13 protein-coding genes are annotated in these 16,311 nt (G+C 74.1%); 2 read left to right on the plus strand and 11 right to left on the minus strand.

The features are described 5' to 3' along the window. Nucleotides 1-102 precede the first annotated feature (102 nt). From ACL02O_RS08765 to ACL02O_RS08790, 6 genes are all read right to left on the minus strand, one after another. Nucleotides 103-768, minus strand: a complete 666-nt coding sequence (locus ACL02O_RS08765; protein WP_412817482.1) for a TcmI family type II polyketide cyclase — start codon at nt 766-768, stop codon at nt 103-105. Nucleotides 769-814: 46 nt separating this feature from the next. Further along, nucleotides 815-2,038: a cytochrome P450 family protein gene (locus tag ACL02O_RS08770; RefSeq protein WP_412817483.1), complete on the minus strand. Its 1,224-nt coding sequence runs from the start codon at nt 2,036-2,038 to the stop codon at nt 815-817. Further along, nucleotides 2,035-2,355 carry a putative quinol monooxygenase gene (locus tag ACL02O_RS08775; protein WP_412817484.1) on the minus strand — a complete coding sequence of 107 codons (321 nt, stop codon included), beginning with the start codon at nt 2,353-2,355 and terminating at the stop codon, nt 2,035-2,037. Before ACL02O_RS08775 ends, ACL02O_RS08770 begins: the two co-directional genes overlap by 4 nt. Continuing rightward, on the minus strand, nt 2,352-4,622 hold the full coding sequence (locus ACL02O_RS08780; protein WP_412817485.1) for an FAD-dependent monooxygenase: 2,271 nt from the start codon (nt 4,620-4,622) through the stop codon (nt 2,352-2,354). Before ACL02O_RS08780 ends, ACL02O_RS08775 begins: the two co-directional genes overlap by 4 nt. A 145-nt stretch (nt 4,623-4,767) precedes the next feature. Next, a complete protein-coding gene (locus ACL02O_RS08785; protein WP_412817486.1) occupies nt 4,768-5,373 on the minus strand; it encodes a class I SAM-dependent methyltransferase in 606 nt (201 codons plus the stop codon). Nucleotides 5,374-5,393: 20 nt separating this feature from the next. Continuing rightward, on the minus strand, nt 5,394-6,410 hold the full coding sequence (locus tag ACL02O_RS08790; RefSeq protein WP_412817487.1) for an NAD(P)/FAD-dependent oxidoreductase: 1,017 nt from the start codon (nt 6,408-6,410) through the stop codon (nt 5,394-5,396). 80 nt (nt 6,411-6,490) lie between these two features. Here ACL02O_RS08790 and ACL02O_RS08795 point away from each other — a divergent pair, with 80 nt between their 5' ends. After that, entirely contained in the window at nt 6,491-7,093 is a 603-nt protein-coding gene (locus ACL02O_RS08795; RefSeq protein WP_412817488.1) for a helix-turn-helix domain-containing protein, read from the plus strand. A gap of 125 nt (nt 7,094-7,218) precedes the next feature. Here the strand turns inward: ACL02O_RS08795 and ACL02O_RS08800 are convergent, their stop codons facing one another. The 4 genes from ACL02O_RS08800 to ACL02O_RS08815 all read right to left on the minus strand — a co-directional run bounded on the left by ACL02O_RS08800 (nt 7,219) and on the right by ACL02O_RS08815 (nt 12,247). Further along, on the minus strand, nt 7,219-8,763 hold the full coding sequence (locus ACL02O_RS08800; RefSeq protein WP_412817489.1) for a serine hydrolase domain-containing protein: 1,545 nt from the start codon (nt 8,761-8,763) through the stop codon (nt 7,219-7,221). A 190-nt stretch (nt 8,764-8,953) separates the two neighbouring features. Then, nucleotides 8,954-9,952 (minus strand): hypothetical protein, encoded by a 999-nt coding sequence (locus ACL02O_RS08805; protein ID WP_412817490.1) that lies wholly within the window; start codon nt 9,950-9,952, stop codon nt 8,954-8,956. Then, on the minus strand, nt 9,949-10,440 hold the full coding sequence (locus tag ACL02O_RS08810) for a SigE family RNA polymerase sigma factor (RefSeq protein WP_412817491.1): 492 nt from the start codon (nt 10,438-10,440) through the stop codon (nt 9,949-9,951). Before ACL02O_RS08810 ends, ACL02O_RS08805 begins: the two co-directional genes overlap by 4 nt. A gap of 148 nt (nt 10,441-10,588) precedes the next feature. Beyond that, on the minus strand, nt 10,589-12,247 hold the full coding sequence (locus tag ACL02O_RS08815; RefSeq protein ID WP_412817492.1) for an FAD-binding dehydrogenase: 1,659 nt from the start codon (nt 12,245-12,247) through the stop codon (nt 10,589-10,591). Nucleotides 12,248-12,343: 96 nt separating this feature from the next. Here ACL02O_RS08815 and ACL02O_RS08820 point away from each other — a divergent pair, with 96 nt between their 5' ends. After that, nucleotides 12,344-13,537: a PucR family transcriptional regulator gene (locus ACL02O_RS08820; RefSeq protein WP_412817493.1), complete on the plus strand. Its 1,194-nt coding sequence runs from the start codon at nt 12,344-12,346 to the stop codon at nt 13,535-13,537. Between the two features lie 145 nt (nt 13,538-13,682). Here the strand turns inward: ACL02O_RS08820 and ACL02O_RS08825 are convergent. Then, nucleotides 13,683-16,311: glycoside hydrolase family 3 C-terminal domain-containing protein (locus ACL02O_RS08825; protein ID WP_412817494.1), on the minus strand; the 2,629-nt coding region annotated here is incomplete at its 5' end.

Consider the following 16,311-nt stretch of genomic DNA (forward strand, 5'->3'; position numbering starts at 1 on the left):
GGCGCCGTGTCGCCCGGTGTACGCGTCAACCGCCGACGAGCCGGACGGCCGAACGCGACGGGCTGACCCCGCACCGGACGGGTGCGGGGTGGCGCCGGGTCGTCAGTCCTCGGCCCGCCAGCGGTAGAACACGGTGGCCAGCGAGTCCTGCGGGCCCCGCCAGCTCTCCGGCCGGTACGGCTCGACGTACGGGGCGAGTTCCGCCATCAGCTTGCCGAAGGCCGGTTTGCGGTGGTTGTGCCGGAGGCTCTCGGCGATCGACGCGTCCTGCTCGACCAGGTGCACGAAGACGTCGTCGATCGAATAGAGGAAGCGCGCGGTGACGCCGAGTTCGGTGGGGAGCGGGCCGGCGTCGGACTCGGCGAAGATCCGGGCCACGTCCGCCTCCGCCCCCGGCTTGATCCGCTGGACGATCACGGTCAGCGTGGTGTCCCCCGGGTCCGCGCTCTCCTCCGGCGCCCAGCGGTAGAACTCCTTCGCGACCGAGTCGGACGGGTTCGTCCAGTACCTCGGGTAGGGCGTCACGTACGGCCCGATGGCCTCGGCGATCTTCTGGAACGCGGGCAGTCCGCGGGTCTGCCCCGAGATCTTCGGGTCCTGCCTGCGCTCGATGACATGGAGGTAGAGGTCGTGGTGGGAGAGCAGGATCCGCCCGATGACCCCGAGGTCCTGCGGCCGGGTGGTCCGGTCGTAGTAGCCGAAGACGTCGCCGACGGTGCCCTCGCTGCCGGGGACCATGTGACAGACGATCACGTTGCGGAAGACCATGACTGCTCCTTGGTGGGATTCGGATGAACGAGCCGGGAAACGGTCGTCAGGCGGCGAAGGTGACCGGCAACTCCAGCAGGCCCCGGAACGGTGACGCCGCCGGCAGCCGGCGCACCTCGGCGAGCGGTACGGCCAGCCGCAGCCCGGGCAGGCGGCGTAGCAACGCCCCGAGGCCGATCTGCGCCTCCATCCGGGCCAGCGAGACCCCGAGGCAGTAGTGGACGCCGTGACCGAAGCCGAGGTGCGGGCCGCGTACCCGGCGGATGTCCAGCCGGTCCGGGTCGGTGAAGTGCGCCGGGTCGTGGTTCGCCGCGTTGATCACGACGCCCACGACCGCGCCCTGCGGGATCTGCACGCCCTGGTACTCGACGTCCTCCGCGGCGATCCGTGGACTGGCCACCGGCAGCGGGCCGTCGAAGCGGAGCAGCTCCTCGATCGCCGACGGCAGCAGCTGCGGCGTGGCGCGCAGCAGCTCCAGCTGATCGGGATGGGTGAGCAAAGCGAGCATCGCGTTGCCGATGAAGTCGGCGGTGGTCTGGTGTCCGGCGAACAGCAGCAGGAACGTGGTGGCGACGACCTCCGCCTCGGACAGCGTCGCGTCCTGGTCGCAGGCCTCGATCAGCGCGCCGATCATGTCGTCGGCCGGCTGTGCCCGCTTGGCCCGGACCAGGTCGGCGAGGTAGTGGTGCAGCCGCAGCTGGGCGTCCTGCACCGCGGCCCGTTCCTCCGCCGGGCTGCGACCGGCCGACCCGGACGTCCGGATCACCTGGGTCCAGTCCAGAACCCGGCCGTGGTCCACGGGCGGTATCCCGAGCAGTTCGCAGATCACCGTCATCGGCAGCGGGATCGCGAAGTCGTGCATCAGTTCGGCCCGCCCGTGCGGGACGACCTTGTCGAGCAGGTCGTCCACGATCCGGGCCACCCGGGGTCGCAGCGCCTCGATCCGGCGGGGCGCGAACGCCTGCGACACGATCCGGCGCAGCCGAGTGTGCTCCGGCGGGTCGGAGTTGAGCATGTTCCGGTTCAACCCGGCCGAGTTCGGCCCGAAGATCCGCAGGTAGTGCTGGTCGGGGCCGTAGAGATCCTTGGAGAGCCGGGGGTCGGTCAACGCGACCCGGGCGTCGTCCAACCGGGTGATCAGGTACTGGTCGAACCGGGCGCTGACCGGACACACCGGCCGGTCGGTCCGCAGTCGCGCGAAGGTGGGGTACGGGTCGGCCGCGAACTGGTCGGTGTACAGCTCCGTGCCGGGTACGGGATCCTCGGTCATCTCGACTCCCCGGGTTCGCCGCTGACGCTGTGCAGCACCTGGTAGGTGTGCCGGTCGGCGGACTCGCGCAGCTCGCGGATGATGCGCAGCAGCCGGTCCCGGTGTGCGCTGCGGCCGAAGGCGTCCAGCCGTTCCCGGTCGGCCCAGTCACTGATGATCAGGTAGCTGCGCGGGTCGTCGGCGTCGCGGACCAGGTCCTGGTGCAGGCAACCGTCCAGCGTCCGGATCTCCGCGGCCGCCGAGAGCCACTCCGCCTCGAAGCGCTCCTCGCAGCCCTCCCGGGCGCGCATCGCGAGCACGGTACGGATCCGGGTCATCGGGCACCGCCGAAGACCAGGTGCAGGTGCTTGCGGAGGCCGTCGCCGTCGACCGGCTGGCTGCGGTACGCGACGTGGCCGTCCGGCCGGACCAGGTAGAGCGCGACGCCTGCGACGCCGTAGGCGGCGCGGAACGCCCCGTCGGCGTCCACCAGCGCGGGCGGCGCGAGCAGGCGCGGCGTGGGGGCGTCCGGGCTGAGCAGCAGGTACGCGTCCAGTTCGCCGGCCGCCTGCCGTCCCGCGTCGACGCACAGCTCCGCCGCCGAGGTCAGCGCCTTCTCGTCGGCCGCGGCATCGGCGTAGACCAGCAGGGTGTGCCGGGTGCCCCGGGTCAGGTCGCGCAGCCGCAGCGGGTGCCCGACCCCGCGCCGGCGCAGGCCGACGACGTCGGGTGCGCGGTCGCCCGGCCCGGGGCCGGTGCGCAGCGCGTCGGGGTCCACGACGGACTCTCCCACCAGCGGGCTGCCGGCGTAGCTGAGCAGCATGGACATCTCCTGGAGGAACTGCCGCTCCAGGTCCGCCCGGTCCAGCTCGTCGGTGAACGCCATCCGTACCGCCCGGCCGACGATCTCCTCGCCCTCCGGCCGCCGTTCGGTCTCGTAGCTGTCCAGCAGGCCGGGCGCCGCGATCCCGCGTACCGCCAGGGCCAGCTTCCAGGCCAGGTTCCAGGCGTCCTGGATCCCGGTGTTCATGCCCTGACCGCCCGCGGGCGGGTGCAGGTGCGCCGCGTCGCCGGCCACGAACACCCGGCCGTCGCGGTAGCGGTCCACGATGCCGTGGCTGATCCGGAACACCGAGGACCAGCGCAGGTTCGACGCCCGGGTGCCGGGCGGGGCCAGGTGGTCGAGCGCGGCCTGCACGTCGGCCAGGGTCGGCTCGGCCAGCTCCTCGCTGAACCCGGGCGGGGCGTCCTGGCCGCCGGTCTGCGCGAAGAACCGGGGCGGGGCGAGGGTGGCGACGCGGTACCGGGACTCGCCGCGCAGCGGCACGCAGACCAGCATGCCGTCCATCCGGCCGTCGGTCTCGTGCAGGAACCGGAGCAGGTGCCCCTCCGGCATGTCCCAGTCGACGTCCACGTCGCCGAGCATGAACAGCTGCGGGAACCGGCCGAGCCCGCCGGTGAAGGTCAGCCCGAGCAGCTCCCGGACCCGGCTGTGCGCGCCGTCGCAGCCGACCAGGTACTTCGCGCGGACCGTTTCGGTGCCGCCGTCGGCGGTGGCCACCACGGCGGACACGCCGTCGTCGTCCTGGCTGAACGAGATGAGCCCGGACCCCCGCTGCGGGCGTACGCCGAGGGTGGCCAGCCGCCGGGTGAGCAGCCGCTCGGTCTCGTACTGGGGCAGGCCGAGGTGGGCGTACGGCAGCCCGGGCAGCTCCCAGCTCATCCGGTGCGTCTCGACGCCGTTGACGAACACCATGTTTCCGGTGAGCCAGACGCCGGCGTCCATCGCCTCCCGGACGATGCCCTGCTCCTCCCAGAGCTCCATCGTGCGGCAGTGCACGCCGATCGCCTTGTCGGCCTGCCCGGGCGGCGCGGCCAGCTTGTCGATCACCCGGCACTCGACGCCGCGCCGGGCCAGTTCGACGGCGGCGGTGAGCCCGGTGGGGCCCGCCCCGACGACGAGTACGTCCGTTGTCCTGTGCACGTCGGCCTCCCTGCCGGTCCTCGGTTGTCGGCTGCTGCCCGGATCGGCCACCGCGTGGAAGAGCCGGCGCCGGATGTCGAGGAGGAACGGCGCGATCGGGCCGGCCTCCTCCTGCGCGTGCGCCGGGTTGCGGATCCAGCGGTGGAACTCCGCCTCGCCGCGCCATTCGGCGAAGATGTGGTGAACGTCCGACCCGGGCTCGCAGAGCAACTCCTCGCGCAGGTAGCCGGGCACCGCGGCCATCCGGGTGAGGACCTCGGCGTATCCGCGCCGGAACTCCGCGCGCCGGTCGGGCGGCACGGTCAGCTCGACGTCCACGTAGATGGTCGACTCGGTGGGGGCATCCCGCATCACCCGCCGGTCCGGTGGCCCAGCGCAGAGCGGCCGAACGGCCTCGACGAAGCGCGTGGCGACCGGTCCGGCCAGGTACCGGCGGTGCGCGCCCTCGTCGGACCACTCGGCGACCAGGACGAACACGAGCGGGTCGGCGGCGTCGCGCAGCAGGTCCTGACGGATGCTGCCGGCCAGCCCGGCGATCTGCCCGGCGACCGTCCGGCACGCGACCTCCATCACGGACTCGCATCCGGGGCGGGCGGTGAGCCGGAGCATCGTCCTGATCATGGAGTCTCCTCGGACGGCCGGGACGGGACGAGGGGCTGGCGTCGTGCTGCGACCCTGCCGGAGGTCGCGTCAACCCCCCGTCACCGACGACCGGCGCCGAGTCCGGTGCCGGTGACGCCCCTGGGACGGCCGGACGTGTCCGGGGTCAGGGCCGTCGGCGGGCGCGGACGACCGCGTCGCGGAGAGTGACCTCGTGACCGTGGTGGGCGGCGGCCATCCGGGAGCTGACCTCGGCGACGGTCACGTCCCACCGCCCGGGGTCGAGACCGGCCACGGCCTCCTCGACGGTGACTGGCGCAGCGGTGCCGGGCGACGACGGCGCGTGGCCGACGACGAGCAGCGTGCCGCCCGGGGCGACCGCCGCCGCGAGCCGGCGCAGCGGCGCCGGGCCCGCCGCCGCCGGGTGCACGTAGTGGGAGCACACCAGGTCGAAGCTCTCCTGCGCCGGCGTCCACCGGGTCAGGTCGGCCTGGACCCAGTCGATCCGGCCGGCCACGTCCGCGCCCAGGGCGGCGGCGTGCTCGCGGGCGTGCCGCAGGGCGGTGGCGGCGATGTCCACCGCCGTCACCCGCCAGCCGCGCCCGGCGAGCCAGCCCGCCTCGACCCCTTCGCCGCACCCCGCGTCCAGCGCGGTGCCCGGCGGGCGGTCCGCGACCGCCGCCACCAGGTGCGGGTTCGGCGCTCGCCGGTGGCCCGGCCCGTGCCGCTGGTAGCGCTGCTCCCAGTACGCCTCGTCGAACTCTTCGGACACCTGTCGTCTCCATTCCCGGCTCACAGCCCGTGCCGGCGGTCGCCCGCCACCAGCTCACCCACCCGCGCCTCGGTCCCGGGCGAGAACGGCTCCCGGAGGGCGGCGACCGCCCGGCGGGTCTCCTCGCCGACCAGGTCGGCGTTGATCTGGGCGGCCACCACCGTGCCGGCCGCCGCGGCGGCGCCGACCTGGGCGGCGGGGTCGGTGGCGTTACCCACCACCCACACCCCGGGCGCCTCGGTGCGGCCGGTCGGGTCGGCGGGGACGTGCTCTCCCATCCCCGACGGGTGATCCACCGCCCGCAACCGGAGCGCCGCCAGGAAGCCGGCCCGCGCCACCATCCGCGGCGCGACCGCGAGGGCGTCCCGCCGGACCAGCCTGCCGTCGGCCAGCCGTACCCCGGTAAGGCGGTCCTCGACCACCTCCAGCCCTGCGACCTGGCCGGACACCACCCGGATGCCCCGGGCGGCGAGCTGCTCGGCCGGCTCCTTCCCGAGCGTGGTGGTGTGGGCGAAGTAGGTGACGTCGGCGCTCAGCTGGCGGAACAGCAGCGCCTGGTGCACCGACATCGGCCCGCCGGCCAGCACCCCGACGGCGCGGTCCCGGACCTCCCACCCGTGGCAGTACGGGCAGTGCAGCACGTCCCGGCCCCACCGCTCGCGCAGCCCCGGGACGTCGGGCAGCTCGTCCACCAGGCCGCTGGCGACCAGCAGCCGCCGGGCCCGGGTCGCCCGGCCGTCGGCGAGCGTCACCGTGAGCCCGTCGCCGTCCCGGGTCACCGCCACCACCTCGCCGGGCAGCACCTGGCCGCCGTACCCCCGGACCTCCGCCCGGCCGCGGGCCAGCAGTTCCGCCGGCGGCATCCCCTCCCGGGCGAGCAGCCCGTGCACCCCGGCGGCCGGGGCGTTGCGCGGGGCGCCGGCGTCGAGGACGACCACCGAACGCCGCGACCGGGCCAGGGTCAGCGCCCCGCTCAACCCGGCCGCTCCGCCGCCGACCACCACCACGTCGTACCCGTTCCCGAGCTCTTCGGTCACCGTGACCACCTCCCACGGCCACCATCCGGCCGGTCGCGTCCGGTGGCAAACATCGTTGCCGAAGTGGCAAACTGCGGGGCATGGACGACGCCCTCGACCAGACCCTCGACGCGGTCGGACCCCGACTGCGCGCGCTGCGCCAGCAGCGCACGACCACCCTCGCCGAGCTGTCCACGGCGACCGGCATCTCGGTGAGCACCCTCTCCCGGCTGGAGTCCGGCACCCGGCGGCCCACCCTCGAGCTGCTGCTGCCCCTCGCCCGGGCGCACGGCGTCACCCTCGACGAACTCGTCGACGCCCCGCCCACCGGCGATCCGCGCGTCCACCTGCGCCCGATCACCCGGCACGGGATGACCATGCTGCCGCTGACCCGCCGGGCCGGCGGCATCCAGGCGTACAAGCTGATCCTTCGGGGCGACAGCCGAAGCACCGAGCCGGACCCGCAGAGCCACGAGGGCTACGAGTGGCTCTACGTGCTCAACGGGCGGCTGCGGGTGGTCCTCGGGGAACACGACCTGGTGCTCTCCCCCGGCGAGGCAGCCGAGTTCGACACCCGGGTGCCGCACTGGTTCGGTGCCGCCGACGCCGAACCGGTCGAGTTCCTCAGCCTCTTCGGCCGCCAGGGCGAACGCGCCCACCTGCGCGCCCGTCCCAGCGCGCCGGGCCGGCAGGACGGGCGCTGACCCGGCTCAGCCCGCGACTTTCGGGCGCCCGGGCGCGCGGCCGGCGTGGCCTCCACCGACGCCCGCAGCGAGACGGGGTGAGCGCGCCGGCCACCTGTCCCGCGCCCGCGTCAGGATCGTCGTCATCAACCGGCGGGGAGCTCGGCCGGGGCCGTCTCCGTGGCTGCGGCGTCGCCGACCGGGGCGCGCCGGACCCGCGTCAGCGCCGCGATCCGGGTGACCGCCACGCTCAGGTTCGTGATCGCGGCGACCGCCGTCCAGCCGACCAGCGGCGGCGTGTAGTACGTCAGCTGCTGGAACGTGACGTCCCGCCCGCCGCCCACCACGGAGCCCAGCAGGCCGGGCAGCGCCACCAGCAGCCCGGCGGGAACCAGCCGGGGCACCAGCCGCAGCACCGGCCGCCACCGCGGCCGGCCCGCGAACCGGCGTATCCAGGCACCGCCACGGCGCAGGTTACGCACACCGAGCGCCACGCTGACCAGGGTCAGACCGGCCAGGACGAGGTCGACGAGCAGCCGCACCGGCGCGGGCACCCGCGGAGTGCCGCCGGTCACCAGCTCCGCGAGGGCGTCGGCCAGCTGATCGGTGCCCTCGTTGCCCAGGCCGACACCGCTGTTGCCCAGCACCGCGATGCCGTGCCCGGAGGGCAGCAGCAGCTGGCTCGCGGTGTAGGTGAACCACACCCCGTTGTGCCGGGCCCAGCCGTTGTCGTCGCGCTCCCAGCCCATGCCGTAGCTGCGGTGCGGGTTCGGCGGGGTGTGCATGGCCGCGATGCTCGACGCGGAGACCAGGCGCGCGCCGCCGGCCGCGACACCGTCGCGGTTCTGCAGGATCAGCCACTGCGCCAGGTCCCGCGCGGTGCTGACCACGCCGTCGGAGCCGGCCACGAAGCGCTTCGGCTCCGCCACCGGGACGGTCATCCCGTACGCGAACAGGTGACCCTTCGCCACCTGCCTCGGCAGATCACGCGGGGTCTGGTCGATGGTGACGGTGGACCGCATGCCCGCCGGCCCGAACACCCGGTCCCGCAGATAGTCGGCGAACGGCCGGCCGGAGACGACCTCGACCAGCCGCGCCGCCAGGTGGTAGTTCGTGTTCGTGTACGCGTAGCCGGTGCCGGGATCGGTCGCCAGGGTGGCCACCCGCGCCCGCTGCTGCGCGGCCTCCAGCGAGTCGGGCTGCGGCAGGCTCTTCTCCCGCAGGGTGCGGTCGGTGATCCCGGAGGTCTGGTTCAGCAGCTCCCGCACCGTGATCCGCGGCCCGCGGGCGTCGTCGACCCGGAAGTCCGGCAGGTACCGGCGCACCGGCGCGTCCAGCTCCACCCTCCCCGCCTCGACCAGCTGCAGCACCGCCAGCGCGGTGAACGACTTGCTGACCGACGCGACCGGCATCGGGGTCGTCGCGGTCACCGCCGCCCCTGAGGAGTCGTGACCGTAACCCCCGACGTGCAGCACCCGGTCCCCCTTGGTGATCGCCACGGCGATCCCCGGATACCCGGCCCGGCCCGCGAAGTCCGCCACCACCCACTCCACCGCGCCGGCCGCCACCGTCGCCCCACCGGCCGGTTCCGCGGCCAGGGCCGGGCCGGCGGCCAGGAGAATCGCCGCGCCCGCCGCCGCCGCCGCCGACCCGACGATCCCCCACCACCTGCGAAGACCACTCGCCCGCACCGCACACTCCGATCATCTCGACTGACGTCGGCGACGCTACGGACTCGCGCGGTACGGCCACCGGACCCGATCGACAGCTACCACCCCTGACTTTCGTCAGGCCCGCCGTGCGCGGCAGCCCGGCTCTCCTGACCCGCCCGTGCCCGGACCGCCGCGGGCAGGTCCGGGCACGGGCGGGCCGTCCGGGAGGTCAGGAGACGCGCACCGCCCACGCCCCCGTCACGTGCTGCGGCTGGACGGTGATCGTGATGGTGTCACTCTTCGTCGGCCGGTCGAGGTCGTCGGGGAGGAACTCCTCGTAACAGCCGTTGTCGATCTCGGCTCGGCTCGGTTTCGCCGCCGTCGGGGCGTAGTCCCACTTCACGCAGGTGGTGATCTCCCGCCCGTCGGCCAGCACCCGCAGGGCGCCCGGCGTCTGGGACTGCGCCAGGAACGTCAGCCGCTTGTGCCTGGGCACCTGCAGGGTCTGCGGGGCGCGCGGATCAGCCGGCGCGCTGTGGATGGTGATGCCGTCGTCCGCGGTGGCCAGCGGCGGCAGGGTGGCCGGCCGAGGCGGCAGCGGGTACGCGGCGAACGGGACGGCCTCCCCGGCGGCGAGCGCGATGGTGCCGGTTGCGGGGTTTTCCTGCCGGGCGTGCGGCAGCATCCCGAAACCGTCCGTCGAGAGCCGCAGGGTGACGGGCCGTCCGACCTTGATGCCGAGGGAGGCCAACCACTGGGCGTCGAGCCGATGGGTCGATCCGCAGCCGCCGCCGAGGCCGGAGCCGTCCGGCATGATCAGCCAAGCGTCGATCTCCGGCGGGTCGCAGCGGGTCCAGATCACCAGGTTCGTGCTGGTGGGGACGAAGGTCAGGCTGACGGTCCGGTCCGACGCCGGGCCGGAGGCCGCCCACCGCACCCGGCCCCCCTCGTGGTACTCGGGGAAACCCTCGATCGTGCGGGCGGAGGGGCTCGGGCTCGGGGTGGGCGAGTCGCCGATGGGTGGCTTCGGGACCGGTGGCCGTGCCGCCGTCGCCCCGATCCCGACGGCGACGGCCACCACCGTCACGGCCGCGCCGGCGGCGGCTGTCCGGCGGCGGCGGACCCGCGCGATGCGGCCGTGCACGGCGGCGAGCCGCGCCTGCTCGACGCTCTTCCCGGCCACCTCGGCGGCCCGCTCCTCGAACACGTCCCGCAGCATGCTGTTCATGCCTTCACCCCCAACGTCTCGTCGAGCCGCAGCTTGGCCAACGCCTTCGCCGCCTGGCTCTTCACGGTGCCGACCGTGCAACCCATCACCCGGGCGATCTCCACCTCCGAGAGATCCTCGAAGTAGCGCAGCACCAGTACCGTTCGCTGCCTCTTGGGCAGCCGACCGAGGGAGCGCCACAGTTCGTCGCGAACGTCGAGGACGGCGAACGGATCGGGTGGTGGGCCGCGGTCCTCGGGTGGTTCCGCGACCGCCTCCTCCGCGTTCCACCTTCGCCGCCACCACGACGCGTACGTGTTGGCGATGATCTTCCGGACGTACGGTTCGGGTCCGCCGTCGATGCGGTGCCAGGCGAACCAGGCCCTGGTGAGCGCGGTCTGGAGCAGGTCCTCGGCGAGCACCCGGTCCCGGGTCAGCAGGTACGCCGTCCGCAGCAACCGGGACGAGCAGGCCACCACGAACTCGTCGAACTCCTGCCGCTTCGCCACCCGCGCCTCCCTCGTTCCCGGTCAACGGTGAATACCGGTCGGGCGGTGGGCGAGGTTGCCCGGGCGGCGACGAAAGTTTGGCGGGCACTGCCGCGCCGCGCCCCGCGACGGACGTCGCGCGTTACGGCACGGCGGGGCGCCCGCCGGGTCAGCCGACGGCTGCGGCGGCGGCCCGACCGGCGGTACGGCCGGAGAAGAGACAGCCGCCGAGGAAGGTGCCCTCCAGGGCGTTGTACCCGTGCATCCCACCGCCGCCGAAGCCGGCGACCTCGCCGGCGGCGTACACCCCGCCCAGCGGCTCGCCGTCGGGCCGCAACACCCGGCCGGACAGGTCGGTGTGCAGTCCGCCCAGGGTCTTGCGGGTGAGCACGTGCAGCTGGACGGCGAGCAGCGGGCCGGCGGACGGATCGAGCAGGCGGTGCGGGGTGGCGACCCGGATCAACCGGTCGCCCCGGTAGCGACGGGCGCCCTGGACGGCGGTGAGCTGGGCGTCCTTGCCGTACGGGTGGGCGATCTCACGGTCCCGGGCCTCGACCAGCCGGCGCAGCTCGGCGGCGTCGAGCTGCGGCCCGCCGGTCTCGGCGGCCAGCCTGTTCATCCCGTCGACCAGCTGCGACAGGTCGTCGGCCACGACGAAGTCGGCGCCGTGCCGCTTGAACGCCTCGACCGGTCCGGGCGCGCCGGGGCGTACCCGTTGCAGGACCCGCCGGACGCTGCGGCCCGTCAGGTCCGGGTTCTGCTCGGAGCCCGACAGCGCGAACTCCTTCTCCAGGATCTTCTGGGTGAGCAGGAACCAGCTGTAGTCGTACCCGGTGGACCGGAGGTGCCGCAGGGTGGCCAGGGTGTCGAAGCCGGGGAAGAGCGGCGGCGGCAACCGCCGGCCGGTCGCGTCGAGCCACAGGGACGAGGGGCCGGGCAGGATCCGGATGCCGTGACCGGGCCAGATCGGATCCCAGTTGCGCAGCCCCTCGGTGTAGTGCCACATCCGGTCGGGGTTGATGATCTGGCCGCCGGCCGCCTCGGTGACGGCGAGCATCCGGCCGTCGACGTACGCGGGCACCCCGGTGACCATCCGCTGCGGCGGGGTGCCGAGCCGGGCCGGCCAGGCGCGGCGGACCAGGTCGTGGTCGCCGCCGATGCCGCCCGAGGTGATGATCACGGCCGGCGCCGCGTGGGCGAACTCGCCGACGACGGTGCGGGAGGTGGGCCGGCCGCGGGGCGCGTCGTCGGGTGCCAGGACCGCCCCGCGCACGCCGGTGACCACGCCACCGGTGGTCACCAGCTCGTCGACGCGGTGCCGGAACAGCAGCCGGATCCGGCCCTGCTCCGCGGCGGCCCGGACCCGCCGGGCGAACGGCTCGACCACGCCGGGGCCGGTGCCCCAGGTGACGTGGAACCGGGGCACCGAGTTGCCGTGCCCGTCCGCCGCTCCCCCACCGCGCTCGGCCCAGCTCACCACCGGGAAGATCCGGTGGCCCATCGCGCGCAGCCAGGCCCGCTTCTCCCCGGCCGCGAAGTGCACGTACGCCTCGGCCCAGCGGCGCGGCCAGTGGTCCTCGGGCCGGTCGAAGGCGGCGCTGCCGGTCCAGTCCTGCCAGGCCAGCTCGACGGAGTCGCGGATGCCCATCCGCCGCTGTTCGGGCGAGTCGACCAGGAAGAGTCCACCGAACGACCACCACGCCTGCCCGCCGAGGTTCTGCTCGGGTTCCTGGTCGAGCAGCAGCACCCGGCGGCCGGCGTCGGCCGCCTCGGCGGCGGCGACCAGGCCCGCGAGGCCCGCCCCGACCACGATCACATCGGTATCCACGTCCCCGACGGTACGTACCGGGCTGCCAAAATCTTTGCTCGGGGTACGCATGAATCACGCCCGGATTTGTCACCCGGATGACAAGGAGTCCCGTCGGTGGCCGACACCCTTTTCGCCATCGAACCCGGCCTCGCCGGCCTCGCGCCGGCTGTCGGCGCATACCTGCGCGGGCTGCGCGGGCCGTTGCACGAGCGGATCCTCGGCACGGTACGCGCGGCGATGCGGGCGCAGGGCCGCTCGCTCACCGGCGGGCAGGGGCGGGGCCTCGCCCTCGGCGTGCAGACCGCGGTGGACGCCTTCGTCGACGCGGTCGCCGACCCCGGTCGGGACCTGGCCGCCACCCGGGCCGTCTTCCACACGCTCGGGCGCACGGAGTACCGGGAGGGGCACCGGGTGGACGCCCTGCGGACGGTGCTCACCCTCGGCGCGCGGGACATCTGGGCGTTCCTGGTGGAGCACACCGGGGACGACGGTCCCACCCCCGCCGACCTGTACGTGATCGCCGGGGCGCTGTTCGGCTACGCGGACGCCCTGGCCGGCGCCGCCGCCGAGGGGTTCCTCGACGAGCAGCGCGACGCCGCCCAGGACTGGGTGACCACCCGCCGCCGCCTGATCACCCTGCTGGTCCAGCCGGAGCCGCCGGCCGACGCCGCCCTGCACGCGGCCGCCGACGCCGCCCGCTGGCCGCTGCCCCGCACCGTCGCGGTGCTCAGCGTGGACGGCACCGACGCCGAGCACCTGGCCCGGGCCATCGGCGGCGGCGCGATCGGCACCGTCATCGACGACGCCGTCCGGATCGTGCTGCCCGACCCGGCCGCCCCGGGCCGCCTGGACGGGACCCGCCGGGCCCTGGCCGGGCGGCGGGCGGCGCTCGGGCCGACCGTCGCGCTGAGCCGGGCCAGGTTGTCCTACCGGATCTCCCGTCGGGCGTTGGCCCTGCGCCAGGAGGGAGTGCTGCGGTCGGACCCGGTCGTCGGCGACGACCACCTGCCCATCCTGCTGCTGCGCTGGGAGCCGGGGCTGGCCGACCACCTCGCCGACACCTGTCTCGCGCCGCTGGCCGGGCTGCGTCCCGGGAACCGGCGAGCCCTGGCCGAGACGTTGTACGGCTGGCTACGCCGACAGGGGCAGGTGGTCGCGGTGGCCGAGGAGCTGCACACCCACCCGCAGACCGTCCGCTACCGGATGCGCAGGCTGCGCGAGCTGTTCGGCGCGACGCTCGACGACCCGGACGCCCGGCTCGCCCTCCAGCTCGCCCTGCGCCACCGGCTCGGCCGCGCCGACGGATGACCAGGTCCCGCCGGCTCCTCCCGCGGGGGCTCGCGGTCCGGCCGCCGGTCACCAGGTCGGGGCCGGCCGCTCCCCCGGTTCCAACGCGGGGGTGGGGTCGCCGGTCCACGGCGCGGACCGGCGGCCCCGGCTCCGGTGGTGGCGGTCAGAATCCCGTCATGCCGGCCCCGTACGGATACAGCGGGTTGCCGTATGTCGTGGCCGGGGGTTGGCCGGCGTCGATGCTGGCCCGGATCTGGTTGCGCTCCGTGGTGGTGGCGCCCAGGTCGTAGGGCAGGTCCCAGGCCTCGACGGCGTCCGCCGGCACGTCGGTGCCACCCGGTCGGAGCACCTGGTCCAGGCTGCGCGGGAGCTGCCAGGGCAGCTTGCCGCTCGGCGCGTAGTCACCGAAGAGCAGGCCGGCCAGCGCCGGGCCCATCTCCTCGCCGCCCCGGTAGGTGACGACGATGGCGCTGGCCAGGTCGCGCCACTCGGTGATGACGTACGGGCGGGGCAGGACCAGCGCCACCACCACCGGGATGCCCCGGGACCGGAAGTTCTGGATCACCGCGAGCTGGTCCGGCGGCAGGTACGGCTGTTCCTTCGGCCAGTTGGTCGCGTGGGTGTAGGACGCCTCCCCCACCGCCACGACGGCCAGCTTCGGGTTCGGCCCGTCGTCGGCGTAGACGTTCACGCCGCTCTGGGTGGCCCGGGTGCGGATCGCGTCCAGGAGGGTCTGCGACCCGTACTCGGCGTGGAAGAAGCTGGTCCAGACGCAGCAGGCGGCGGTGTCGGCGGCGCGCGGACCGGCCACCACGATGTTGTCGCCCGGGTTGAGCCGGATCGGCAGCACCGCGCCGTCGTTCTTCAGCAGCGTCATCGCCTCGCGGGACGCCTGGTTGGCCAGCGCCGCGTACGCCGGCTGGTGGAACCGGTACGGGCCGTTGACCGGGTCGCCGTACGGGTTTTCGAAGATGCCGAGCTGGAACTTCAGCCACAGCACCCGCCGCACGGCGTCGTCGATCCGGGACGCGGGCACGTTCGCGACGAAGGTGGCGATCGAGAAGCCGGCCGCGCCCGGGTCCGCCCCGCCCATCACGTCGGACCCGGCGTTCGCCGCGCCGACCCAGGAGCCGGAGGGCAGCCAGTCGGTGGTGATCAGGCCCTGGTAGCCGAGGTTCTGCCGCAGGTACGCGAGGATCGGTGCGCTGTCGCCCGCGCCCGGGCCGCCCGGATCGAGGTACGAGCTGCCCGCGTACCCGGGCATGATGTTGACCGCGCCCGCCTCCATCGCGGCGCGGAACGGGATCATGTGGTACTTGATCGTCACGCCGTCGTAGACGATCAGCGCCTCGCCGCCGGCGCCCTCACCCGGCCAGTGCTTGACGGTGGCGAGCACGGAGTTCGGGTTCAGCTCCGGGCCGCCCTGCAGGCCGGCCACCAGCGCCCGCACCTGGGCCGCAGCGACCTGCGCGTTCTCGCCGTTGCCCTCCTGGATGCGCGGGTAGATCACCTTGGTGCCGACCTCGGCGAGCGGCCCGAGGACGCCGCGCGTGCCGACCTCGAGCTGTTCGCGCCGCTGCATGTCGCCGAGCCTGTAGTCCAGCGCGTAGTTCTTCGCGGCGGCGAGGGCGCTCTGCATGGGATAGCTGGTCTGGTAGCCGTGGATGGTGTCGCCGGCCGAGACGAACGGGATGCCCAGCCGGGTGCCGGACGACGCGAGCAGCTGGTTGTGCAGGTCCTGCGCCTGCGCCGGGCCGAAGTGCCAGCCCGAGCGCGGGTACGCCTGGGCGTTGTAGAACATCTGGTACGCCTTCTCCTCGGCCGTCATCCGGCTCAGCAGGTCGTCGACCCGGGTCTCCACCGGCAGGCGCCAGTTCTCGTACGGCTCGATGGCGCCGTTCCGGTTGAGGTCCCGGCTGCCGGCGACGATGCCGATGCCGTCGGCGACGGTCTCGAGGGTGGGCAGGTAGACGCTGAAGCGGCGGATGTTCGAGGTGAGCGGGGTGCCGCCGACCGAGGTGACGTACCACTTGTAGGTCCAGCGGTCCGGCAGGTCCCAGACCGGCGTGTAGGAGGTGCCGGTCGGCTCTGCGACCTTGGTGTAGAGGTCGATGAGGTTGCCGGAGGCGGTGAAGTCGTAGTCGGTACGGCTGATGTTGATCCACACCTGGTAGCGGGTGGCACCGCCGACGGCCGCCCAACTGAGGGTGGGCCGGCGGGTGGTGGTGACCATGGCGCCGTCGGCCGGGGCGGTCAGCGCGAACTGGTTGAGCGTGCCCGGTGGCTTGGTGGGGCCGGAGAGCATCGGCGCGGTGGTGGCGGTGTCGTCGATGGTGCCGTATGCCTGGAATTCCCAGAACGAGTACCCGTAGCCGGTGGCCCGGGCGGTGCCGTAGAACCGCAGGTACCGTCCGGCGCCGGCAACGGTGAGCTGCTCGACGCCGCCCTTGCCGGTCGTGGTGGTGTAGATCGTCGTCCAGGTGTTCCCGTCGTTGGACGTCTCCAGCCGGTAGCCGGTGGCGTACGCGGCCTCCCAGTTGATGACGACCTTGCTCACGGTGGCGACGCCGCCGAAGTCGACGCGCAGCCACTGCGGGTCGCTGAACTGGCTCGACCAGCGGGTGGTGGTCCGACCGTCGAGCGCGGCGGCGGGCGCGTTGCCACCCTCCCAGGACGACGCGTCGACCTTCTTGAACTCGGAGATCGGCCGGCCGCCGGGCTGGCCACCGCCGCCGGTGGTGCCGTAGACCTTGAACTCCCACAGCGAGTAGCCCCAGCCGGTCCCCCGGGCC

Source organism: Micromonospora mangrovicola, from assembly GCF_047200535.1.
In the GTDB taxonomy this organism is placed as follows: domain Bacteria; phylum Actinomycetota; class Actinomycetes; order Mycobacteriales; family Micromonosporaceae; genus Micromonospora.